The organism is Pseudomonas sp. 3MA1 (genome assembly GCF_029237275.1).
Taxonomy (GTDB): Bacteria; Pseudomonadota; Gammaproteobacteria; order Pseudomonadales; family Pseudomonadaceae; genus Aquipseudomonas; species Aquipseudomonas fluorescens_AP.
The window spans coordinates 493060-515395 of sequence record NZ_JAACFX010000003.1; the positions used below are offsets into that span (position 1 = coordinate 493060).

Annotated in this window: 23 protein-coding genes; 15 read left to right on the top strand and 8 right to left on the bottom strand. The window is 64.5% G+C overall.

Annotated elements, in window-relative coordinates; all coding sequences use genetic code 11:
- Positions 1-59 precede the first annotated feature (59 nt).
- Together GWQ44_RS11210 and GWQ44_RS11215 are read left to right on the top strand one after the other, a co-directional pair.
- A complete protein-coding gene (locus GWQ44_RS11210; RefSeq protein ID WP_016967794.1) occupies positions 60-314 on the top strand; it encodes a YceK/YidQ family lipoprotein in 255 nt (84 codons plus the stop codon).
- A gap of 63 nt (positions 315-377) precedes the next feature.
- Complete coding sequence (locus tag GWQ44_RS11215) at positions 378-767, top strand: YceK/YidQ family lipoprotein (protein WP_016967795.1); 390 nt, start codon at positions 378-380, stop codon at positions 765-767.
- Between the two features lie 36 nt (positions 768-803).
- Here the strand turns inward: GWQ44_RS11215 and GWQ44_RS11220 are convergent, their stop codons facing one another.
- Positions 804-1577 carry an EAL domain-containing protein gene (locus GWQ44_RS11220; RefSeq protein WP_275927338.1) on the bottom strand — a complete coding sequence of 258 codons (774 nt, stop codon included), beginning with the start codon at positions 1575-1577 and terminating at the stop codon, positions 804-806.
- A gap of 244 nt (positions 1578-1821) precedes the next feature.
- On the opposite strand from GWQ44_RS11220, the gene GWQ44_RS11225 reads away from it, so the two are divergent.
- Positions 1822-2823: an AraC family transcriptional regulator gene (locus GWQ44_RS11225; RefSeq protein WP_016967797.1), complete on the top strand. Its 1002-nt coding sequence runs from the start codon at positions 1822-1824 to the stop codon at positions 2821-2823.
- A gap of 56 nt (positions 2824-2879) precedes the next feature.
- Here the strand turns inward: GWQ44_RS11225 and GWQ44_RS11230 are convergent, their stop codons facing one another.
- Positions 2880-3398, bottom strand: coding sequence for an SgcJ/EcaC family oxidoreductase (locus tag GWQ44_RS11230; RefSeq protein ID WP_047305201.1), 519 nt, complete (start codon positions 3396-3398; stop codon positions 2880-2882).
- Positions 3399-3570: 172 nt separating this feature from the next.
- Here GWQ44_RS11230 and GWQ44_RS11235 point away from each other — a divergent pair, with 172 nt between their 5' ends.
- The 4 genes from GWQ44_RS11235 to GWQ44_RS11250 are packed head-to-tail and all read left to right on the top strand — an operon-like array spanning position 3571 to position 8169.
- Positions 3571-4734 carry a sensor histidine kinase gene (locus tag GWQ44_RS11235; protein ID WP_275927339.1) on the top strand — a complete coding sequence of 388 codons (1164 nt, stop codon included), beginning with the start codon at positions 3571-3573 and terminating at the stop codon, positions 4732-4734.
- Positions 4731-5399: a response regulator transcription factor gene (locus GWQ44_RS11240; RefSeq protein WP_060844069.1), complete on the top strand. Its 669-nt coding sequence runs from the start codon at positions 4731-4733 to the stop codon at positions 5397-5399. The genes GWQ44_RS11235 and GWQ44_RS11240 overlap by 4 nt, the downstream gene beginning before the upstream one ends.
- Positions 5396-7720 (top strand): ATP-binding protein, encoded by a 2325-nt coding sequence (locus tag GWQ44_RS11245; RefSeq protein WP_179600835.1) that lies wholly within the window; start codon positions 5396-5398, stop codon positions 7718-7720. Before GWQ44_RS11240 ends, GWQ44_RS11245 begins: the two co-directional genes overlap by 4 nt.
- Positions 7717-8169 (top strand): response regulator, encoded by a 453-nt coding sequence (locus GWQ44_RS11250; protein ID WP_016966775.1) that lies wholly within the window; start codon positions 7717-7719, stop codon positions 8167-8169. Before GWQ44_RS11245 ends, GWQ44_RS11250 begins: the two co-directional genes overlap by 4 nt.
- A gap of 200 nt (positions 8170-8369) precedes the next feature.
- Here GWQ44_RS11250 and GWQ44_RS11255 read toward each other — a convergent pair whose 3' ends face one another.
- A complete protein-coding gene (locus GWQ44_RS11255) occupies positions 8370-9167 on the bottom strand; it encodes a helix-turn-helix transcriptional regulator (protein ID WP_275927340.1) in 798 nt (265 codons plus the stop codon).
- 85 nt (positions 9168-9252) lie between these two features.
- Here GWQ44_RS11255 and GWQ44_RS11260 point away from each other — a divergent pair, with 85 nt between their 5' ends.
- The 4 genes from GWQ44_RS11260 to GWQ44_RS11275 all read left to right on the top strand — a co-directional run bounded on the left by GWQ44_RS11260 (position 9253) and on the right by GWQ44_RS11275 (position 12964).
- Entirely contained in the window at positions 9253-10251 is a 999-nt protein-coding gene (locus GWQ44_RS11260; RefSeq protein WP_103739719.1) for a bile acid:sodium symporter family protein, read from the top strand.
- Positions 10252-10355: 104 nt separating this feature from the next.
- Positions 10356-11384 carry a hypothetical protein gene (locus tag GWQ44_RS11265; RefSeq protein ID WP_275927341.1) on the top strand — a complete coding sequence of 343 codons (1029 nt, stop codon included), beginning with the start codon at positions 10356-10358 and terminating at the stop codon, positions 11382-11384.
- Positions 11385-11548: 164 nt separating this feature from the next.
- Positions 11549-12232, top strand: coding sequence for a hypothetical protein (locus GWQ44_RS11270; protein WP_275927342.1), 684 nt, complete (start codon positions 11549-11551; stop codon positions 12230-12232).
- Positions 12233-12343: 111 nt separating this feature from the next.
- The gene (locus tag GWQ44_RS11275) at positions 12344-12964 is read left to right on the top strand and encodes a LysE family translocator (RefSeq protein ID WP_110652797.1); all 621 of its coding nucleotides are present in this window, start codon (positions 12344-12346) and stop codon (positions 12962-12964) included.
- A gap of 54 nt (positions 12965-13018) precedes the next feature.
- Here GWQ44_RS11275 and GWQ44_RS11280 read toward each other — a convergent pair whose 3' ends face one another.
- Positions 13019-13261, bottom strand: a complete 243-nt coding sequence (locus tag GWQ44_RS11280; protein ID WP_103739724.1) for a hypothetical protein — start codon at positions 13259-13261, stop codon at positions 13019-13021.
- A gap of 87 nt (positions 13262-13348) precedes the next feature.
- Positions 13349-14227, bottom strand: coding sequence for a LysR family transcriptional regulator (locus GWQ44_RS11285; RefSeq protein WP_110652865.1), 879 nt, complete (start codon positions 14225-14227; stop codon positions 13349-13351).
- Positions 14228-14328: 101 nt separating this feature from the next.
- Between GWQ44_RS11285 and GWQ44_RS11290 the strand changes: the two genes are divergently transcribed.
- From GWQ44_RS11290 to GWQ44_RS11300, 3 genes are all read left to right on the top strand, one after another.
- On the top strand, positions 14329-15720 hold the full coding sequence (locus GWQ44_RS11290; protein WP_275927343.1) for an aldehyde dehydrogenase family protein: 1392 nt from the start codon (positions 14329-14331) through the stop codon (positions 15718-15720).
- 264 nt (positions 15721-15984) lie between these two features.
- A complete protein-coding gene (locus GWQ44_RS11295; protein ID WP_016966794.1) occupies positions 15985-16233 on the top strand; it encodes an Arc family DNA-binding protein in 249 nt (82 codons plus the stop codon).
- 235 nt (positions 16234-16468) lie between these two features.
- Positions 16469-18661, top strand: a complete 2193-nt coding sequence (locus GWQ44_RS11300) for a TonB-dependent siderophore receptor (protein WP_275927344.1) — start codon at positions 16469-16471, stop codon at positions 18659-18661.
- Between the two features lie 690 nt (positions 18662-19351).
- On the opposite strand, the gene GWQ44_RS11305 is transcribed toward GWQ44_RS11300, so the two are convergent.
- From GWQ44_RS11305 to GWQ44_RS11315, 3 genes are all read right to left on the bottom strand, one after another.
- The gene (locus GWQ44_RS11305) at positions 19352-19834 is read right to left on the bottom strand and encodes a DUF4265 domain-containing protein (protein WP_275927345.1); all 483 of its coding nucleotides are present in this window, start codon (positions 19832-19834) and stop codon (positions 19352-19354) included.
- 70 nt (positions 19835-19904) lie between these two features.
- Entirely contained in the window at positions 19905-20591 is a 687-nt protein-coding gene (locus GWQ44_RS11310) for a hypothetical protein (RefSeq protein ID WP_275927346.1), read from the bottom strand.
- Entirely contained in the window at positions 20591-21559 is a 969-nt protein-coding gene (locus tag GWQ44_RS11315) for a hypothetical protein (RefSeq protein WP_275927347.1), read from the bottom strand. Before GWQ44_RS11315 ends, GWQ44_RS11310 begins: the two co-directional genes overlap by 1 nt.
- 311 nt (positions 21560-21870) lie before the next feature.
- Between GWQ44_RS11315 and GWQ44_RS11320 the strand changes: the two genes are divergently transcribed.
- On the top strand, positions 21871-22152 hold the full coding sequence (locus tag GWQ44_RS11320; RefSeq protein ID WP_016966805.1) for a hypothetical protein: 282 nt from the start codon (positions 21871-21873) through the stop codon (positions 22150-22152).
- The last annotated feature ends 184 nt before the right edge of the window (positions 22153-22336 follow it).

The window sequence follows — 22336 nt, forward strand, 5'->3', positions numbered from 1 at the left end:
GCGCAAAAAACCGCTCGCTAAGGAATGGCATCATCAAAGCCCTCAACGCTGCACTTCTGTTGACCCTGCTGTCCCTGACGGGCTGCGGCACCCTGATCGCCCGCACCCCCAATGCCCACAGCGGCTACGACTACTACAAAGGCACCCAGGCCAATATCGAACTGCTGACCATGCGCGGCGCCAGCGGCTACGACGGCTATACCACGGTCTTCTGCTGGATGAGCATCGTCTGCCCGGTGGTGGCCATCGTCAGCCTGCCGGTGGACGCCGTGGCCGACACCGCGCTGCTGCCCTACGACGCGATGAATCACTGATTCGCGCCCGCCCCTGTCTCGACCCTGCGTGGAAGCCTGATCATCCGAATCCTCCATTACCTGTTGCTACTCAACACCCTGCTGCTGTCCGGCTGTGGCACCTACATGACTCGCGGCAATGCCCTGGACTTTCGCGACGACCGCTACTACCGCAGCGTCAAGACCAACGCCCAAGTGCTCACTGGCTACGACATGGGCTACGCACGCATGATCACCGGCGGCTGCTGGGTGACGGTGGTGTGCCCGATCCTGATGATCGCCAGCCTGCCCCTGGATGCGGCGCTCGACACGGTGCTGCTGCCCTACGACGCATTCCAGCCGGAACGGCCCAAGCGCAACATGCACGTGGACATGACCCGTTCGCCCCTGGAAGACCTGCCGGCATTGCCCGTCGCTGCCGAGGTGCAAGACCCGACCGCCAACACCCCGCCCATCACTGTGCAGCCCGACTGAACTGCGCGCCATCCCAGCCCCGCTGCCGCAGCGTGGCTACGCCTGATCCGGCGCGCACAACTCTGCCGCCCGCTGCTCCAGGCGGCAGCGCCGGCCAAGGCGATCCACCTGCGGACGCCCGAACAGATAGCCCTGCCCCCACTCGCCACCACAGGCGGTGGCCAGGTTCTGGTCGCTGCCCACCTCCACCCCTTCGATAATCACGCAGGGCGCCAGGGTCTTGCACAGCTGCACCAGGTGGCTGAGGGTCTGGGCGCTATTGAGTTCGCCACGGGCACGCTGGATGTAGCCCTTGTCGATCTTGACGATGTCCGGTCGGGTCTGGCGGATGAACTCCAGGGTGCCCAGGCCCGCGCCGAAATCGTCGATGGCCACCCGACAGCCCAGTTCCCGCAGGCACAGGACGAATTCGCTGGCCGCCTCGATGCTCGGCGGCGTGGCGCTTTCGGTGATCTCGATCACCAGTCGCGCGGCGACTGAGGGGAAGTCTCGCAGTTGCTGGACAATGGCGTGCCAGAAGGGGTCGATGATCGCGCTCTGGGCGGAAATATTGCACCCCAGGCGCAGGCGTTCATCCCGTTGCAGGGCATCGATCACGCAGAGCACCACGCTGCGGTCCAGCTCGCGCATCACCTGGTGCTTTTCCAGCAGCGCCAGGGGGTAGACATCGCCCCCCTGGGCATCGATATGCCGCAGCAAGCCTTCGTGGTAGAGCACCCGGCTGCTGTCCGGCAGCCACACCACCGGCTGGAATGCCAGCATCAAACGGCCTTCGGCCAGTTCGCGATAAAAGTCTTTGATGCTCTGCATGACGAATCCATAGGCCAGCCAACGATGCACCCTCAGACATGGTGTGACGCCGTGGCCAGCGCGCGCCCAAGGGTCCCTGCCCAACCATGATCGACCCTGCCCAGGCCACCCGGAAGTGTTCCCGGATACCTTTCGCTTGTCCTTGGAAACCTGGCTCAGTGCTTATTCGTCTGCGGCCTTTTGTTTATTGCAATCATGCAAAAGGCCTCATCGATATCATTTAGCCACTAGTTCAGGAAGACCTATGCACAGAATGACCAGCGCCAGCTTTCGGGTGCTTGCCGATGTCATCAGAGAAGGCGGCGCCAACGTCGACGCCCTGCTCAGAACCTTCGGCAGCAGCATCCAGGACGTTGAGGACAATCCCAAGGGCGTGAGGCTGGAACTGGTTTATCAAGTGATGCGCGAAGCCGCCCGGCGCACCGGCAACCCGGACCTCGGCCTGCTGGCCTACAGCAAGGCCCATCCAGCCAACCTGGAAGCCCTGGGCTATGCGGTGATGTCCTGCGCGACCCTGGGGGCGGCGCTACAACGCCTGGTGGATTACCAGGCACTGACCCGCAACAGCTTCTGCATGTGCCTGGAACGCAAGCCCGATGCCTTGCAACTGATCGGCTTCGATATCACCGCCGAGCCCTCGCTGATTCCCCGGGCACTGATCGACGCCGGCGCCGCCCAGACCCTGGGCCTGCTGCACTGGCTGCTGCCGCAGCACAAACCGCGGCCGCAGATGGCCGCCTTCACCTACCCCGAGCCGGCGGACACCCGCATGCTGCGCCGGTTGATGGGCGACAACCTGCAGTTCGATGCTCCGCACAACAGCCTGACGTTCAGCCGTCAGGACTGCGCCATTGCCCTGCCCACCGCCGACCCGGCCCTGGACGTGTTGCACATGGAATATGCGCGCAACCGGCTCAACGTGTTGCTCAGCGGCTCGATGACGGCGCGGGTGCGTCGGGCCCTGTCCGAATCCCTGGCCCAGGGCGCGCCCAGCGACCTGCCGCATATCGCCCAGGCGGTGGGGGTCAGCACCCGCAGCCTGCAGCGCCGCCTGGGCCATGAAGACGTGCACTTCTCGGCGTTGCAGGACGAAGCCCGCTTGATGCTGGCCCACAGCTTCCTGCGCAACTCCATGCGCAGCGTCAAGTACATCGGCGCGCTATTGGGCTTTCGCGACCAGAGCAGCTTTCACAAGGCCTGCCTGCGCTGGTTCGGCATGACCCCGGGGCGCTACCGCGAGCAGTGAGCCGCGGAAACGACAACGCCGAGCGAAAGCTCGGCGTGAAGGCAACGCAAGGTGGATCAGTGAGCGGCCAGCTGCGGCTGGACTTCCGGCATGGCCGAGGAGTGATGGTTGAGGATCTTCCACTGACCATCGATACGCTCGTACAGGAAGGTGTAGCGCGCCTGGACCTTCTCGGCCTTGCCCGACGCATCGGTCAGGGTAAAGGTGTAGACGCCGCTGTCCAGGGCGGCATCCGGGCCCAGGTGACGGATCTCACGGTAGTTGATCTGACCTACCGGCTTGGACGCCAGGAAGTGCTCGAAGTAGTCCTGGATCTGTGCGTGAGTGCTGCGCACCTGGTTCGATACGGTCGGCTGCAACACCGCGTTCGGCGCATACAGGCTCACCACCGACTGCGGGTTGCCGGTCTGCAAGGCGCTGTTCCAGCGATCGAACAGGCCGGCGATCTCACGGTCCTGGGCCGCTTGCGGCTGCTCGGCAACGGCGCTGTAGACATAGGGCTTGACCTCGGCGGCCACCGCCAGTGGAGCGGTGAAGGCAAAAAACAGGGCCAGGGCAGTGGTTTTCAGTTTCATACGATTTCTCCAGTGGGTTTCAATGAGCCACACTTTGCCTATCGCCATCGCCCGCGCCATCGGCCAACTGGAGCTTTTGGCCTATGCCATTCGGCAGATAGGCGTGACGTGCAGCAGCGGGTCTAATGCCCGCTTTTGTTCAACAGCAGCGCCGCCGCACTGGAGCCCCGCCATGTCCACCCCATCCTTCGACCCCGCCAGCGCCCTGGCCCTGCGCAGCCAGTATCGACAGTCGCAGAGCCGCGCCGCGCGCCTGCGACTGCTGGTGGACACCGGCCAGGAACTGCTGCAACTGCCCCCCGAGCAGATGCGCCAGCGGGTGGTGCAACGGGCCTGCGCCTTTGCCGCCATGGACCACGGGCTGCTGCTGGAATGGGCCGAAGACGGCGTGGTCCACACCCGCGCCGCCCTGGGTCATGAAGAACGCCTGCAAGGCCTGCGCGCCCTGGCCGATCACCCGCGCTGGCCGGAGCCGCCGCCGACCCCGGACAGCGCCGTGCTGCGCGTGCTGTTGCACCGCGCCGACGGCCGGGCCTTCGGCGCCCTGCTGCTGGCCAACAGCGTGCCCATCAGCCCGCCGGACAGCGAAGACCTGGAATCCCTGCAACTGCTGGCCACCCTGCTGGCGGCGCACCTGGAAAACCATCGTCTGCTGCGCGACCTGCAAGCCCGGGAGCGCAGCATGTCGGAGCTGGTGCAACGCCTGTTCAGCGCCCAGGAAGACGAACGCAAGCGGGTCGCCTATGACCTGCACGACGGCCTGGCGCAAACCCTGGCCGGGCTGCACCAGCGCCTGCAGGGCTTCGCCGGGCGCTGTCCGCCGTTGCCCGCCGAGCTGCACCAGGACCTGCAGACCATCCTGCAACTGGCCCAGGGCTGCGTCGGCGAAGGCCGGCAACTGATCGGCGGCTTGCGCCCCCACGTGCTCGACGACTTCGGCCTGCTGCGGGCCATCGACCGCGAGGCCGACCGCCTGCGCGACGCCGGTCTGCTGGTGTACTGGGGGCAGCGCGCGCCGCAGCGCCTGCCCGATGCGGTGGAGATCGCCCTGTTCCGCATCGCCCAGGAAGCCATCAACAACATCCTCAAGCACGCCCGGGCCTCGCAGGTGCACCTGAGCCTGGCCCTGGAAGACGGCCTGGCGCTGCTCGGGGTCAACGATGACGGTTGCGGATTCGTCAGCTCGCCGGCCCCGGTGGCCGAGCAGCTGGGTCAGGTCGCCATGCATGAGCGCGCCCATCTGCTGGGCGGCCATTTCAGCTGCGACAGCCGGCCCGGCAGCGGCACCCGGCTGCTGGCCAGCGTGCCCGTGCAACCCTTGGAGCAAGCGCCATGAGTAGCCTGATACGCCTGGTCCTGGCGGACGACCATGAAGTGACCCGCACCGGCTTCGTCGCCCTGCTGGCGGGCAACCCGGAGTTCGAGGTGGTGGGCCAGGCCAGGGACGGTGAAGAAGCCCTGGCCCTGTGCGAGCAACTGCGCCCGGACATCGCCATCCTCGACATCCGCATGCCGCGGCTCAATGGCCTGGGGGCCGCGCGCCTTCTGCAGCAGCGCCAGCCCGAGGTCAAGGTGGTGATCTTCACCATGGACGACAGCCCCGATCACCTGGAAGCGGCCATGACCGCCGGCGCCGTGGGCTACCTGCTCAAGGACGCCAGCCGCGACGAAGTGATCGGCGCCCTGCAACGGGTGGCCCAGGGCGAGGAGGCCCTCAACAGCGCGGTCAGCGCGCGCCTGCTGCGACGCATGACCGAGCGCGGCAGCGGCCAGATCCCCCAGGCCCAGGCCCTGACGGCACGCGAGCGCCAGGTCCTGGGGCTGGTGGCCGGTGGCTTCAGCAACCGCGAGATCGGCGAAAAGCTCGGCATCACCACCGGCACCGCCAAGGCCCACGTCGAGCGGGTGATCGGCAAGCTCGGCGCCTCCGACCGCACCCAGGCGGCGGTGCGTGGCATCGCCCTGGGGCTGGTGGCCCAGCCCAGCGGGCAGTGGCCATGAACCTGCGCAGCGCCCGGCGCTGGGCCGACCTGCCGCTGCGGGGCAAGGCGCTGGTGGTGATTTCCCTGCCGCTGGTGATCCTGCTGCTGTCGCTGGTGCTGATCTACAGCGCCGAACGCCAGACCGCCCGCGCCGAAGAAGACGTGCGCCGGGTGCTGCTGGTGCAGGGCGACATCCAGACCGTGCACACCCTGCTGGCCGAGGCCGCGGCCAGTGTGCGCGGTTACTTGCTGACCCGCAGCGAGGACTTCCTGCCCGCCTACCTCCAGGCCCGCCCGCAGATCGAAGCCGCCTTGCAGCGCCTGGATCGCAACGTGCGCGACACGCGCATGCGCGAGTACCTGCACAGCATCACCCCGCTGATCCAGACCAAGCTCGAAGGCCTGGTGGCCCTGCGCAACGGCAGCCGCGACGATAGCGCCACGGTGACCGCGATCCTCATCGACAACAAGCAGGTGCTGGATGTGCTGCGCGAGCAGATCAGCGCCATGCGCATCCACGAGGACGCACTGCTGGCAGAGCGCACCGCGGCCGCGGCGGCAACCCGCATGCGCCTGCTGTTCGCCACGCTGCTGGCCGCCGGTTGCGGGCTGTTCGGCGCCATCGTCGCGGTGCTGCTGTTGTCCCGGGGCATCGTCACCCGGGTGCAGCAGGTCCAGGGCAACGCCCAGCGCCTGGCCCTGGGCCAGCCCCTGCTGCCGCAAGCCCCGGAGCTGGATGAAATCGGCCAGCTGGGCACGCGCCTGGTGGAGGCGGGGCAACTGCTGGCCGAGCGCGAGCGCGCCCTGCGCGACAACGAAGAACGCCTGCGCCTGATCATCGACGGGGTCAAGGACTACGGGATTTTCGCCCTGGATACCGCCGGCATGGTCACCACCTGGAACTTCGGTGCCGAACGGATCAAGGGCTACCGCGACCAGGAAATCATCGGCCGCCATTTCTCCCTGTTCTACCTGCCGGAGGAATGCCCGCAGCACCCGGAGATGGCCCTGCGCGAAGCCACCGCCCACGGCCACTACATGGAAGAAGGCTGGCGCTGCCGCAAGGACGGCAGCCGCTTCTGGGCCAGCGTGGTGATCACCGCGCAATACGACGCCAGCGGCGCCCTGCGGGGGTTTTCCAAGATCACCCGGGACATCACCGACCGCCGCGCCGCGGAAATCGCCCTGGGCACCGCCCGCGAAGAAGCCGAAAGCGCCAGCCGCGCCAAGAGCGAATTCCTCTCGCGCATGAGCCACGAACTGCGCACCCCGCTCAATGCCATCCTCGGTTTCGCGCAACTGCTGGACATGGACTCCAGCGCCGGCCAGCGCCCCCAGGTCGGGCATATCCTGCGGGCCGGCCAGCACCTGCTGGGGCTGATCAACGAGGTGCTGGACATCGCCCGCATCGAAGCCGGGCGCCTGCCGCTGAACGTCGAGCCCATGCCCCTGGCGGCGGTGCTGCATGAGGCCCTGACCCTGGTGTCGCCGATGGCCACCGACGCCGGCATCCAGCTCAGTGCCTTGCCGGAACTGCCCGCCGACAGCGGGGTGATTGCCGACCGCCAGCGGCTGATCCAGGTGCTGCTCAACCTGCTGTCCAACGCCATCAAGTACAACCGCGCCCAGGGCCGGGTCAGCATCGAGGTGACCCTGGAGGAGCCGCGCCTGCGCATTGCCGTGATCGACACCGGGGCCGGGATTGCCGCCGATCACCTGCAACGCCTGTTCAAGCCTTTCGAACGCCTGGACGCCGACCCCAAGGTCGAAGGCACCGGCCTGGGCCTGGCCCTGAGCAAGAGCCTGCTGGAGATGATGGACGGCAGCCTGGAGGTGCACAGCACACCGGGCAGCGGCAGCCGCTTCATCCTCGAACTGCCCTGCGTGCGCCTGCCCGATGCCCCGGCTGCGACGCCGGCCACTGTACTGCTGCAACCGCCGGCGCTGCCCACGCCCAGCCCCTATCAGGGCAAGATCCTCTGCATCGAAGACAACCTGCAAAGCCTGGCGCTGATCGAAACCCTGCTGCAGCGCCGCCCGGGGATTCAGTTGCTGTCGAGCATGCAGGGCCAACTGGGCCTGGACCTGGCCCGCCAGCACACACCGCAGATGATCCTGCTGGACGTCAACCTGCCGGACCTGCAAGGCCTGCAAGTGCTGCAACGGCTGCGGGCCTCCAGCAACACCGCCACCACGCCGATCCTGATGATCACCGCCGACGCCAGCGAACTGACCCAGCGCCGCCTGCTGGAAGCCGGCGCCACGGCGATCCTCACCAAGCCCATTCAAATCCCGGCGTTCTTCGCCCACTTGGACGCCTGTTTAGCGGAGCCCCTATGACTGCCGATATGCGCATCCTCATCGTCGATGATCAGCGCCCCAACCTGGACCTGATGGAACAGCTGCTGGCCCGCGAAGGCCTGCACAACGTCCTGAGCAGCACCCAGCCGCTGCGCACCCTGGAGCTGTTCAACAGCTTCGAACCGGACCTGGTGATCCTCGATCTGCACATGCCCGAGTTCGACGGCTTTGCCGTGCTCGAACAGCTCAACCGGCGGATCCCGGCCCACGACTACCTGCCGATCCTGGTGCTCACCGCCGACGCCACCCGCGACACCCGCCTGCGGGCCCTGGCCCTGGGCGCCCGGGACTTCATCAGCAAGCCGCTGGACGCCCTGGAAACCCTGCTGCGGATCTGGAACCTGCTGGAAACCCGGGCCCTGTACAAGACCCTGCGCACCCTGGTGCCGCCGGAGCAGATCGCACTGCTGCGCCCGTCAAGGGCCTGACCTGCCGCGCCTTGTCGCACCATGCGGTAGTTTTCGCACTGCCGCACATCCCATACCGCTGCACCGTCGCACCCTGTAGCCGCTGCCGCAGGCTGCGATGGGCTGCGCAGCAGACCCACACCGGCATCCTGATATAACGCTGCGGCCGCTTCGCGACCGTTAGCAGCCTGCGGCAGCGGCTACAAGGAGCGGCCAAGCCTTCATAGATCGCGGAAAAACTCCCCCGGGGTGGCGTCGAACTGCTGGCGAAACGCGGCGATAAACGCCGAAGTCGAGTCATAGCCACAGGCCAGGGCAACATCGGTGACCCGCTCGCCCTGCTCCAGCGGAGTCAGCGCGCCGAGCAGGCGCAAGCGTTGGCGCCAGGCGCGGAAGGTCAGTCCGGTGTCCTTGAGAAACAGGCGGCTGAGGGTTTTCTCCGTAACACCCAGCTTGTGGCTCCACTGGCCCAGCGTCGTGGGCTGTTCCGGGTGCACCTGCAGGCTGCGGTAAATCGAGCGCAAACGCGGGTCCAGGGGCAGCGGCAGCATCAGGTCCAGTTGCGGCGCGGCGGCCAGCTGGTCCAGCAGCACCTGGGCCAGGCGCCCGTCGGCGCTGTCCTCGACATACTCCACCGGCAATTCGCTGAAGGCGCGGATCAGCTCGCGCAGCAGGCTGCTGACCGCCAGCACCTGGCAGCTGTCTGGCGCCGCCCAGGTGGTAACGCTGCAATCGAGGTACAGGCTGCGCATCTCGGTGCGCGGCGAGCTGAACACCCGGTGCGGCACCCCGGCGGGAATCCACACCGCGCGCTGCGGCGGAGCGATAAAGCGCCCGGCGCTGGTCTGGATCTCCAGCACCCCGGCAATCGCGTAGGACAACTGCACCCAGGGGTGGCTGTGGCGCCGGGTCAAGGCGCGATTGGGCAAGGATTCGGTGCGTCCGTACACCGGTCGCGGCAGACTGGGCAGCCCGGGAATACTGCGACGGACGATTTTTTCATGTCCTTTAGGCGGCATTAATGGGCTCCTTGGCGTTAGTCGGTAAATTCCAGCCACGTTAGAGTCGCCCCACCGCACTTGGCAACCTCCGGATGATCCCGCTATGACACGCTCGCGTCTTTTGCCCGACAACTTCACTTTGACCCTGATCGGCGTGGTGCTGCTGGCCAGCTTCCTGCCCGCCAGCGGCCAGGTGGCGGTCGGCTTCGGCTGGCTGACCAACCTCGCCATCGGCCTGCTGTTCTTCCTCCACGGCGCCAAGCTGTCGCGCGAAGCGATCATAGCCGGGGCCGGCCACTGGCGCCTGCACCTGCTGGTGTTCAGCCTGACCTTCGTGCTCTTCCCGCTGCTGGGGCTGGCGCTCAAGCCGCTGCTGTCGCCGCTGGTGGGCAACGACCTGTACCTGGGCATGCTCTACCTGTGCGCCCTGCCGGCCACGGTGCAATCGGCCATCGCCTTCACCTCCCTGGCCCGGGGCAATATCCCGGCGGCCATCTGCAGCGCCGCGGCATCGAGCCTGTTCGGCATCTTCCTCACCCCGCTTTTGGTGACCCTGCTGCTGAACGTGCACGGCGACAGCGGCTCGACCCTGGATGCGATCCTCAAGATCAGCGTGCAGTTGCTGCTGCCCTTTATCGCCGGGCAGATTGCCCGGCGCTGGATCGGTGCCTGGGTCGGGCGCAACAAGAACTGGCTGCGCTTCGTCGACCAGGGCTCGATCCTGCTGGTGGTCTACGGCGCCTTCAGCGAAGCGGTGAACGAAGGCATCTGGCAGCAGATCCCGCTGTGGGAACTGGGCGGGCTGGTGGTGGCCTGCTGCATCCTCCTGGCCCTGGTGCTGCTGGCCTCGAGCTTTCTCGGCAAGCTGTTCGGCTTCGACCAGGAAGACCGCATCACCATCCTCTTCTGCGGCTCGAAAAAGAGCCTGGCCACCGGCGTGCCCATGGCCCAGGTGCTGTTCGCCGGCAGCACCCTGGGCGTGCTGATTCTGCCGCTGATGCTGTTCCACCAGATCCAGCTGATGGTCTGCGCGGTGCTGGCCCAGCGCTACGCCAAGCGCCCGGAATCGGTGGCCGAGCTGATGGGTCAGGTCGATCCGTAACCTTTTCTGCAAGGCGGCCCGGCAGTTGGCCGGGCCTGCGCGCAAATGGCGATGAAGCGTGCGCAATGGCATGATGCCGCGGCGAAAATCATCAAGGACCGCTGATGTTTCCCCATCGAATTCAAGCCCCCAGCCAGGCCGACCTGGAACTGCAGGTTAGCGCCCGCCTGGAGGCCGATGACCAGGCCCAGGTCATCGTCCAGTTCTCCAAGGCCGAACAGTACGACGGCGAACTGCTGAGTCAGCTCGACACGCTCTGCGCCCGTTTCGGTGAACGCCTCAAGGTGCGTTTCTATAGCCACTATCCGGGCAGCGCGTTCGATGCCCGAGTGTTGCTGGCCCTGCCCCATGTGCAGTCCCTGAGCCTGGATTGCCTCGATGCCCTGGAGCATTACGAGGCTATCGGCCGCCTGCCCCTGCTTCGGGAGTTTGCCCTGCAGGTGATCAGCGCCGACCTGCCTGAACTGCTCAGCCTGCCCAACCTCAAGCACCTGCAACAACTGCGGCTCTCCCTTGACAAGGGCCCCGCCATCGACCTCGCGCCGATCGACCAGATGCCCGACCTGCAACAGCTATCCATCTGTGTGCAAAGCCACAACCTGGACGTCCTGAGCCAGTGCCCGAACATCGCCACCCTGAACTTGCACCGCATGCCGGCCAAGACGCCCCTGGGCATGGTGGCCCGTATGTCCGGCCTGCACAGCCTGTCAGTGAGCTTCGGCAGCCGCGAGGGCATGCCGGAACTGCGCAACCCGTACGTTAAGGAACTGGATATCCTGCGGGTCCGTGGCCTCAACCGCCTGGACCTGGACGGGTTTCCACAGCTGCAAGTGCTGCAGATCGAGGATCAGGCGCAATTGAGCCGGCTGGCGCTGGGCGACACTCCCCATCTGCGCAGGCTGCGCTTGGCCAATCTCAAGGCCTTGACGGAACTCAGCGGCCTGAAAACCTCGAACATTGCTGACCTGCGCATCATCAAGGCCCCACAGATGGATCTGCTGACACTGATCGACAGCCAGCTACCGCCCAGCGTGCAGCACCTCAAGCTACTCAGTGGCAAACGCGCCGTGGACAAACAGCTCGAAGCCCGGCAACAGCAACGGGGCATCCCTGAACCCCGCGGCCCATATTGACCGCCGCCCTCTCGTAGGAGCGAGCTTGCTCGCGAAGAACCTCAACGATAACGCGCACTGGCAGGGGATAGGCGGCGCTTTGGAAAGCATCGCGAGCAAGCTCGCTCCTACAGATGGGCATTGATCTGACCGCTCCACCCTTTCGGACCTGATAAGGAGATCCCATGTCCTTTGTTCCCGGCTTTACCGAGCTGCTGCTCAATCACCTGAAAAAAGACGAACGCCAGCGCATCCTCAAATCCATCATGGTCACCACCGCTCCGGAACTGTGGCTGAGCCTGGAATCGGCGGCATTGCTGGACATCAATCGCGACCACCTCGGCCTCGGCGGCCAGCTGGATCAACGCGACGACTTTCGTCCCAGCAACATCAGCATTGCGCGCAGCAACGTGCCGCGCTGGCTGATCGCCGCCGAGCGGCGCAAGGTGGATATCTGGGTCGAGGACAGCTACGCCGAACAGCCCTCGACCGCCATCGAGTTCAAGGTGGTGCACAACAACAAGAATGCCTATTACAAGATCTGGGAAATCCGCAAGGACCTGGTCAAGCAGATTCCCCGCACCAGTCCTGGTGAGCGCATCGAGCGCTGGGGCATCGTGCTGCTGAGCTACTCACGCTTCTACAGCGACCAGCAAGGCAACTACAGCTATGGCAAGTTCGACGATTGCCCGGCGTTTCTCGCCGCTTTCGAGAATGGCCTGAACGACAACAACGAATGGTACGCCGGCGCACCGGAGCTGGAACTGGTAATGAAACCGACCCGGATAGCCGATCTGGACGACGCGCATTACATCGAACCCGGGAAAGGCTCGGGGGTGTATCTGGCGCTGGTGCGGTGCAAGGCCTGAGGCGGGCCTGCAGCGCACGAACCGCTGCGGTTTGCCCACACCGCCGTGCAGCGCATCAGCGCTGCGCGGCTGTGCTAACGTTCGCCAACCTCGCAACCTGAAACCCTGCCCATGTCCATCACCGAGAATCTCCTGGCCTTCACCCTGGCCGCCACCCTGCTGACCCTGACCCCGGGCCTGGACACCGCCCTGGTGCTGCGCACCGCCACTGTGGAAGGCAAACGCCAGGCCCTACGCGCGGCGCTGGGGATCAACGCAGGTTGCCTGCTCTGGGGAGCGGCCGTGGCCTTCGGCCTGGGGGCCTTGATCGCGGTGTCGGAACTGGCCTTCAACCTGTTGAAGTACTGCGGCGCCGCCTACCTGGCCTGGCTGGGGCTGAACATGCTGCTGCGCCCGCGCCGCACATTTTCCCCCGCTGGCACCGCTGAAAAACCCGGGGCCAACTGGTTTCTCAAGGGCCTGCTGGGCAACGTGCTCAACCCCAAGGTGGGGATTTTCTATGTGTCCTTTTTGCCGCAGTTCATTCCCCAGGGGCAGCCACTGGTGCTGTGGACCTTTGGCCTGGTGAGCATTCACGTGGTGCTGGGGCTGGTCTGGTCGCTGCTGCTGATTGCCGCCACCCGGCCCCTGGCGGGTGTGCTGCAGCGGGAAAAGGTGATCCAGTGGATGGACCGCACCACAGGGATGATCTTCGTACTGTTTGCGGCTCGCTTGGCCCTGAGCAGGCGCTGAGAAGCCGTTCCCAGCCACCCCAACAAACTTACGAGATCACGCCAAGTCCGCCTCTCAGGCTTGCGCCTCTCGCCGATACTGCTGCCACTCTTCCCAGCAATCCTCGGCCACCAGATCGCGATAGCCGCGCTCGTTTTCCATGCTCAGCGCAACCGCCGCGGGTAACGCGATACAGGCGGCGCTATCACGAATTTCCAGCACTTCCGCCTCGGTCAGGGGCGTGCCCTTGGTGTTCTCGGCATTCAGCAGCAACGCCACCAACGCGGGGACGAATACAAGGCAAAGCTGATCGGTCATGGCTCACTTCCAAGTGTGGGGCAAAGGCCGGAAAGCCTACACACATCGCCCCCATACAGCCATCGAGCGCGGCCGGACATGGCCCATTCACCCCTCGGCTAGCACCGCGCCCCGCTCCTCCAGCAGCTTCACAAAACTGCTCAAACTCTGGGACACGGTGCCGCGCCGCCAGACCAGCCAGGTGCGCAGGAAGCGAAAGCGCGGCGACAGCGGCCAGACGCTGACCGTGGCGCAGCCGGGCATGCTTTCCAGCATGCTGCGGGGCATCAGCGCCAGCCCGGCACCGGCGCTGACGCAAGCCAGCATGCCGTGGTAGGACTCCATTTCGTGGATCTTGCCCGGCACCGCGGCGTCCTGGGTAAACCAGCTTTCAAAGTGATGACGGTAGGAACAGTTGGCGCGAAAGGCGTAGATGCTTTCGCCGTTGACTTCCCGCGCTCGGGTAATCGGCGCGTGCCCCAGTGGCGCGATCAGCACCATCTCTTCCTCGAACACCGGCAGCCCTTCCAGGGCCGGGTGGCGCACCGGGCCGTCGACGAAGGCCGCCACCAGACGCCCGGACAACACGCCTTCGATCATGGTCCCCGAGGGGCCGGTGGACAGGTCCAGCTCGACCTTGGCGTATTGCTGGTTGTAGGCCGCGAGCAAGGCCGGAATGCGCACCGCCGCCGTGCTTTCCAGGGAACCCAGGGCGAACGGACCCTGGGGCTCTTCGCCGGCCACGGTCAAACGCGCCTCGGCCACCAGATCGAGAATACGCCGGGCGTAGTCGAGGAAGTTCCACCCGGCGGGCGACAGGCGCAGGCGGCTCTTCTCGCGGATAAACAGCTCCACCCCCAGGTCCTGCTCCAGTTGCTTGATCCGCGTGGTCAGGTTCGACGGCACCCGGTGGATCAGTTGCGCGGCGGCGCTGATGCTGCCCTGCTCGGCAACGGCCTTGAAAATTTCCAGCTGGACCAGATCCACAGCATTCTCCAAACGTGAACGACTCGCTTAATATTATTCAGTTTTCAGCAAACAACCAGCGCCGTAACCTGCTGCCATTCCCACCCGAGCAGGACGGTGCCATGAGCCTTGTTTCCAGCCACACCCACGCCTTGTCGATCAACCCCGCCACCGGCGAGCAGATCGGCGCCTACCCCTACCAGTCCGAGGCTGAAACCGACGCCACCCTGGAGCGCGCCGCCCGCGGTTTCGCCCTGTGGAAACGCCAGAGCGTCGCCGCACGCGCCACTCGCTTGACGGCCCTGGCCCAGGCCCTGCGGGACAACAGCGAGGCCATGGCGCGCATGATCAGCCTGGAAATGGGCAAGCCCTTGCCCCAGGCCCGGGGCGAAATCGAAAAATGCGCGCAGTTGTGCCTGTGGTACGCCGAGCACGGCCCAGCCATGCTGGTCCCGGAAGCGACCCTGGTGGAAAACAACAAGGCGCGCATCGAGTACCGCCCGCTGGGCCCGCTGCTGGCGGTGATGCCGTGGAACTTCCCGATCTGGCAGGTGCTGCGCGGCGCGGTGCCGGCGCTGCTGGCAGGCAACACCTACGTGCTCAAGCACGCGCCGAACGTCATGGGCAGCGCTTACCTGCTGCTGGACGTCATGCAGCGCGCCGGTTTCCCTGAAGGCGTGTTCGAGCTGCTCAACGTCACCCCGGACGGCGTGTCCCGCGCCATCGCCGACCGCCGCATCGCTGCCGTGACCCTGACCGGCAGCGTGCGCGCCGGCATCGCCATCGGCGCCCAGGCCGGCGCCGCGCTGAAAAAATGCGTGCTGGAACTGGGCGGCTCCGATCCCTTTATCGTGCTCAACGACGCCGATCTGGACGAAGCGGTCAAGGCCGCGGTGATCGGCCGCTACCAGAACACCGGCCAGGTCTGCGCCGCCGCCAAGCGCCTGATCATCGAGCAAGGGGTGGTCGCGGAGTTCACCCGCAAATTCGTCGAAGCCACCCGTGCCCTGGTGATGGGCGACCCGCTGGCCAGCGACACCTACATCGGCCCCATGGCCCGCTTCGACCTGCGTGACGAACTGCACCAGCAAGTCCAGGCGACCCTGGCCGAAGGCGCCACCCTGCTGCTGGGCGGCGACAAGGTCGAAGGCGCCGGCAACTATTACCAACCCACGGTGCTGGCCGACGTCACCGAGCAGATGACCGCCTTCAGGCAGGAACTGTTCGGCCCGGTGGCCGCCATCATCAGCGCCCGCGATGCCGAGCACGCCCTGGAGCTGGCCAACGACAGCGAGTTCGGCCTCACCGCGACGATCTTCACCCAGGACCTGGAACGGGCCCGGCAGATGACCGACGAGCTGGAAACCGGCGGCGTGTTCATCAACGGCTACAGCGCCAGCGACCCTCGGGTGACCTTCGGCGGGGTGAAGAAAAGCGGCTTCGGTCGCGAGCTGTCGCACTTCGGCGTGCGCGAGTTCTGCAATGCGCAGACGGTGTGGCTGGATCGGCGTTGAGGTCGGGCACGGGGCTCGAGCCATCGGCCGGGCCCTGATGCAATCGCACATCCAGCGCTGGCGAGGGGGCTGGCGCCCTCGCCTCCTGCCCTTGATTGAGCGGCCTGGATTTATGCGGCGCAATGCCCGGATTCGGCTCAGCGAGTCGCCCATGCCGCTCAGCGAAACTAAGCCCGATCCTGCTGTTTTTTCAGAATTTTCTTGAAGCCCTGCCTGGCCCGACCTTTCTATGATGTTTCTTTTTGATATCACCCGAGGTCCGGCATGTGCGCCCCCGCTCAAAAGTTCATCGTTCGCCTGCCTGGTGAGCTTCACACCCAAGTCAAGCGCATCGCCAAGCAGGAAAACCGCAGCATGAACAATGAAATCGTCGACCGCCTGGAAAAATCCCTGGTCGCCTCCGAAGCCCGAAGCCACGACAAGAAACTCATCACTATCCTGCTGGGCAAGATTGCAACCCTGGAACAGCAGATCGAATCCCTGCAAGTGAATCCTCCTGAGCCCAACCCATAACCCCTGCCTTCCCTCCGACAGGGCCGGCAAGCGCCCACCGGCCCTGTGCCTGTGTGCCTTTACCCCCTCGCCGCAGCTTGTATGATGGCGCCCGCCCGACAGCACACAGCTGCAACCACCCCGTGAAAGCCGGATGCCCGCCGCACGGCCTCGATACGCTCCACGCCAGTCAGCCGCTGCTGCAAAGGCCGGCCCAGGCCTGCGCTTCAGACCGCATCGCCCTCAAGGAATGTTCATGCTCCCCAATCACTCGACGTCCCGCTCCCCCGCCCTCAGCACCGGCTTGCCGCGCCATCGCCTGACCCTGGGCCTGCTGCTGGCCGGCAGCCACGCCGTGACCAACGCCGCCACCGAACTGCCGACCCAGACCATCAGCACACAAGCGCCGTCCGGCTACCAAGCCGACAGCGCCTCGGTGGGCGGCTTCAGCGAGACGCCATTGCTGGATACCCCGGCCGCCATCAGCGTGATCAACGAAGAGCTGATCCTCGATCAGCAGGCCCGGCTGCTCAGCGATGTACTGAAGAACGACGCCTCGGTGGGCCAGAGCTACGCGCCGGTGGGCTACTACGAAAACTTCGAGGTGCGCGGCCTCTCGCTGAACGCGGCCAGCAGCTACAAGATCAACAACCGCACCATCACCGGCGAGCAGAACGTCGCCCTGGAAAACAAGCAGCGGGTGGAACTGCTCAAGGGCCTTTCCGGCCTGCAAAGCGGGGTCAGCGAACCGGGTGGCCTGGTCAACTACGTGACCAAGCGGCCCACGGATATCCGCTCGGTGACCGTCGCCACCGACGATCGCGGCAGCGGCTACCTGGCCACCGATGTCGGCGGCTGGTTCGGCAGCGAACAGCAGTTCGGCCTGCGCGCCAACCTGGCCCATGAAGACCTGCACTCCTATGTCGAACACACCAATGGCCAGCGCGACTTCGCCTCCCTGGCCCTGGACTGGAACATCAGTCCCGATGCCCTGCTGCAACTGGACATCGAATACCAGAACAAGCAGCAGCGCTCGGCCCCGGGCTATCAACTGCTGGGCGGTTCCAGCCTGCCCCATCACGCCTCGCCGAAAAGACTCCTGGGGCACCAGAGCGGGTCAAAGCCGGTGACCAATGAATCGCTGAACATCGGCGGCAGTTTCGAATACCGCTTCAACGACGACTGGAAGGGCAACCTCAGTGCGTCGCGCAGCAAGGTGGTGATCGATGACTACAGCTCGTTTGCCTGGGGCGGCTGTACCACCGGCTGCATCAATGCCAACGGCAACTACTTCAGCCCGGAAGGCAACTACGACATCTACGACTTCCGCAGCCCCGACGACACCCGGCGCAACGATGAAGTGCAGGCGGTGCTCAATGGTCGTTTCGACACCGCAGGCCTGGGGCATGAAGTGAGTGTGGGGAGCAGCGCGTTCCGCCGAGTGGTGGACAATCGCGATCAGGTCATGCACCGCGTCGACAACGGCAACGGCAGTGGCAATATCGACAGTGAACCCGAGCACTTTGCCCCCTACGACGGCCCACTCGGCGACTCTCATCGACGCCTGGACAGCCGCCAATACGGCCTGTTCCTCAGCGACCGCATCAGCTTCAACGAACAGTGGCAGACAGTTCTCGGCGGGCGTGAAGTGCGCCTGGATGAAAAAGCCTTCAAGAGTCAGGACGGCACCCAGCGTCACACCCAGCGCTATGTGTTCCTGCCCCAGGCCGCGCTGATCTACAAACCGATCAACAACATTTCGCTGTACACCCAATACAGCAAGGGCCTGAGCCTGGGTGGCCAGGCACCGTGGTTCGCCAGCAACGCCTACAACACCCTAGCCCCCACCGTCTCGCGCCAGATCGAAAGCGGCATCAAGTACGACTGGCAGCGCATGAGCTTTACCGCCGCCCTGTTCCAGATGCGCCAGGCCTACCAGTACTCACGCCCGGATGCTGATGGCGGTTTCACCTACGTCCAGCAGGGCCAGCAAAAGAACACCGGCCTGGAGCTTGCGGCCAACGGTTGGGCCACCCAGCGCCTGCAGATTGCCGCCAGCGTCGCGGCGATCCGCTCCCGGGTCGAGGGCACCGGCACCCCGGCCTACGAAGGCCATCAAACCCTCAACGTCCCACGCCTGCGGGCCAGCCTCCAAGGCGACTACGCCCTGCCCTGGCTCGACGGCCTGGCCCTGCTGGGCGGCATGCAATACAGCGGCAGCAAATACGCCGACCGCCAGGGCAACGTCGCCACCGGCGCCTACGCCATCTTCAATATCGGCAGCCGCTATAGCACCCGCATCGATGGCTACGACACCGTGTTCCGCCTGACCGTGGACAACCTGTTCGACAAACGCTACTGGCGCGATGCCGGGGAATACATGGGCGACAACTACCTGTTCCAGGGCGCGCCGCTGACGGCACGGTTGAGTGCTTCGGTGAACTTCTAAGGCAGACGGCCCCTACGGGGCCGATCGCAGCCTGCGGCAGCGGCTACAACGCCCACGAAATCCCGGGCGTTGTGGCTTGCCGGAAAAACGGCAGCGCCGGCACAGGCCAGCCAGCAAAATCTCGACAAACACACCTTGCGCGGCTCCCGCCCATCCTTGACGACGAGTCGCCATGAACAGTGTCACTGAACGCACAGCCTGACCGGCGCTCATATCGGCAACCGCCTTGAGCAAGTCCTCCTGAAACAGCCGCATTTCCTGGCCCATGGCCACGACCTCTCTGCGTGGGATACGCCCTGGTATCGATCAGGACGTCCAGGGTTGCGCTGATGGTTATCCCACAGAACAGCACCGCAATCAGCGCCTCCAGCCTGCCTTACAGAAAAGACAGACCCTTCCTACATCCACCGCAGAAGCCGGCTTGCCGGCGAAGGCGTCTTCAAGCACGCCCTCGCCGGTAAAAAGCACACCCAACGATTGAGCAAACAAAAGGTCGGCCCGCCTCTTTCCAATGCCGGTGTAAACGTCTCAATCGTCCAACACGCTGTTGGACGATTAGCGCTCCCCTGCGCCCATGCAGGCCCACACCACAGAACGGCCGCTGTAGCACTACCGGATGCTGACTTGGTCGCTTACTTGGTCGCTACTTGGTCGGTTTGTTTGTCGGCATGCCCAGGCCCCGGGGGAAAATCAGCAGTCCAACCACCAGTTCAACAGCGTCTCGTCCTCATCGTCATCGAGGTTTTTATAGACATTGGCGTAGTACCACTCGATCCCGGTTTGTTCGCGGAAGCGATCGAACACCGCATTGATACGGTCCATGCCATTCCTCGCGGGAACAGCGAATGACAGGTTCCCCTCGAACAGCCCATCCAGGGTTCCGCCCAGCTCACCAGCGACCTCGTTTTCAAGCGCACTGATCACCGTCGGATCAATGTCATCGGCATAGATCTGAATGCAGAAATTCCCGCCCCGCTTCAGCACTTGCGCCGGCGCATCGGGATTGCGGATTGAAACGATATCGCCCCGCGCCAGGTTCTGCGCCAGCCCCGGCGAGGACAGCAACTCGTAGGTATCCTCATCGATCTGCCGTGCCAACAACTCCTCGCGAACGGCGCCATCGTCATCGGCCATGTACACCTGAATCAGCACAGGGGATTGCTTGTCGTCCATACGGGGCTCCACAGTTTCCACGTTCAACACCTGATCCTTGTTCTGCTACCCAAGGCTTCCATCCCCTGCCTCAAGGCAACGGCTCAAAGCGCCCACTGCCCGCATTCCACGCAAACCCCGGCAACTTGCAGTCCTGAAAGCCAATCCGCAGTTGCTCCCCCTCAGCCTGCACCTGCAAGGTATCCACCCCCAGGTTGCGACACCCCGGCGCCGCAACCGCCAGGCTCTGCAGCAACTTGCCACTGGCCTTGTCCATCACCTCCACCGTCGTGATTCGCTGATCATTGCCCGGCATCGGCACCTGGAAATACCAGCGTTTGGTGGAAGCACTCTGCAACAGCGTGGTGACCGGCTGCGGCCACGAGCGATCCGAATCCACCAGGCCCACCAGCTTCAGCGCAATGGGCAAGGACTTGCCCGTGCGATAACTGGTCCAGGTGCCGCGCACCTGCTCCTGCTGGCGAGAGTTCAGCAAGTCATTGAACTGCAAACGCGCCACCGGCAAGCCCTGCTCGTCCAGCTCATCCATGGCCAGCACCTTGTTGCTGTAGCTGAAGGTCGGCTTGAGGCGGATCGGCGTGCGATAGCGCTGATAGGCATAGGTGCCCTGGTAGACCGCATTCTGGCTACCCAGGGTCAAGACAATCGCCTGCTTGCCCAAGGTCCCCTCATACACCCCATGGGACGCCTGCGCCGGCAACAGCCACAGCGCCAACACCAGCACCACCAGCCCCCGAGCAAAATCAAGCCCACGCATCAGAAACGCTCCTCGCCCGACGACAGATATTCCAAACGCTCAGGGGTGATCACCCGGTAATAATCCCAACGCCGAGTGCGCTTGTCGTAATTGATAAAGTCCTGCTTGCTGAACTCCATCTGCCCACTGGGGGAAAAGCGCAGATCACCCTCCACCGCAAACTGCTCCAACTGCGGATGACGCCCATAGGTCCGCAGATCCCGGCTGTACAGGTAGTACTGCGTGGGCGAGCACCACACCCGGCCATCCGCCTCCCCCACGCGATAGCCCTGGACCTGAAAATCCATCCGCGCCTCGGCATGAAAATGCCCGAAGGTCAGCGTCCTGGTGCCCACGGACGACAGACACCACTGCCCGCTAATCTCCTGCACCCGCTTACCGGTGGCCCGGCTGATCACCCGGATACTGTCCACCTGCGCCACCTCCTCCCCGGCCTTGCGCGCGGCATGCACACTGAAATAGAAATCCCGATCGAACACCGGCTGCAGCAACTCCCCCTCAAACGCCTCCCGCTGACTGCCGCCAAAGCGCGTCACCCGCTGCAACTGCAACGGCTGCTGCGTGCCTGTGCGCAAATCCACCAGACTGCCCTGCAGCGCCTCTGCCCCCTCGGCGAACGGCTGCAACGACACCGCCGTCGCCGGCAGGGTCGGGTTGTCCATGATGTTGATCAAGAGCGCGGAGCCGGAATGGAAAGGCGTGGATTCCAACACCATGGGCAAGCGCTCGGATTCGGAAAACCAATAGCCGGACATGCCGCCGCCGTATTGGGAGTCGTAGGTGAGCGCCAGTTCAACCGGGGTGTCGCCGAGGGTGCCGCGGTAGGTGGTGGTGGGGTTGGCTTGGGCGGTGGGGGTGATGAGCCCGAGGCCGAGCAAGAGTGCTGCGGTCAGGCGGAACAGGAGGTGTGGCAGGTGACGCTGTTGGCCAGCCCTTGTTTGTGAACTGCTGCCAATGGGCTGGGTCATGCCTGCGTTCCTTGCGGTGGGGAAAAGGGGCGCAGGATAGCAAAATCGCTGGGAGACAGAGGGTATTGCTGATGCGGCTCGCCTCTAATGCAGCGGATATGAAATCTTCAGGAAACTCAGCCTGTCCCTACCCGGTATGGAGACCGTTCCTACAGCACACCTGTTGCCCCTAATTCCTGGCACTCCTATAGTTTTTCAGACCCTCGATTCTGGTCAGCAGCACTTCAGAGCTCCGTCGAAAGGAACAAACTACACCCCGGTTGATTCGCAGCAACAGGTGGCGACTTTTCACTCTTGGAAGGAACGACACCATGAGCAATATTGACCCGTCCGAACGCTTTATCCCGCTCACCCCAATTGCTAGCGATGGCCCAGTGTTGTTTATCGACAGCCAGGCGCCATTGGTGGATCTGCATGCGTGTGCGAGTGAGCGGTTAGTGACTGCGCTTGATTATCTGAATCTGATGACCTGCGCCACGTTGAGAGACGCGAGCGACAAGGACATTGGTACTGTGACCAATACAGCCCGGTTATTACTTCAGGATGTACGGGATGTGTTGGCTGCGATTCAAACAAGGGCATTTAGCAAGTGATTTAGGCGCCAAGGAAGCCGGCTACGAGCCGGCTTTTTTATGCCTCAAGCGTTTGTAAAAGAACGCCAGTAGTGAAAATACATAGTTCCCCTCCTTACCTGGGCCCATATCCAAACTATCAGCACTTTGCAGCATGCATATCGTTGCTGGCGGCATGTTCGCGTGCGGCCTCATCTTTGATCAA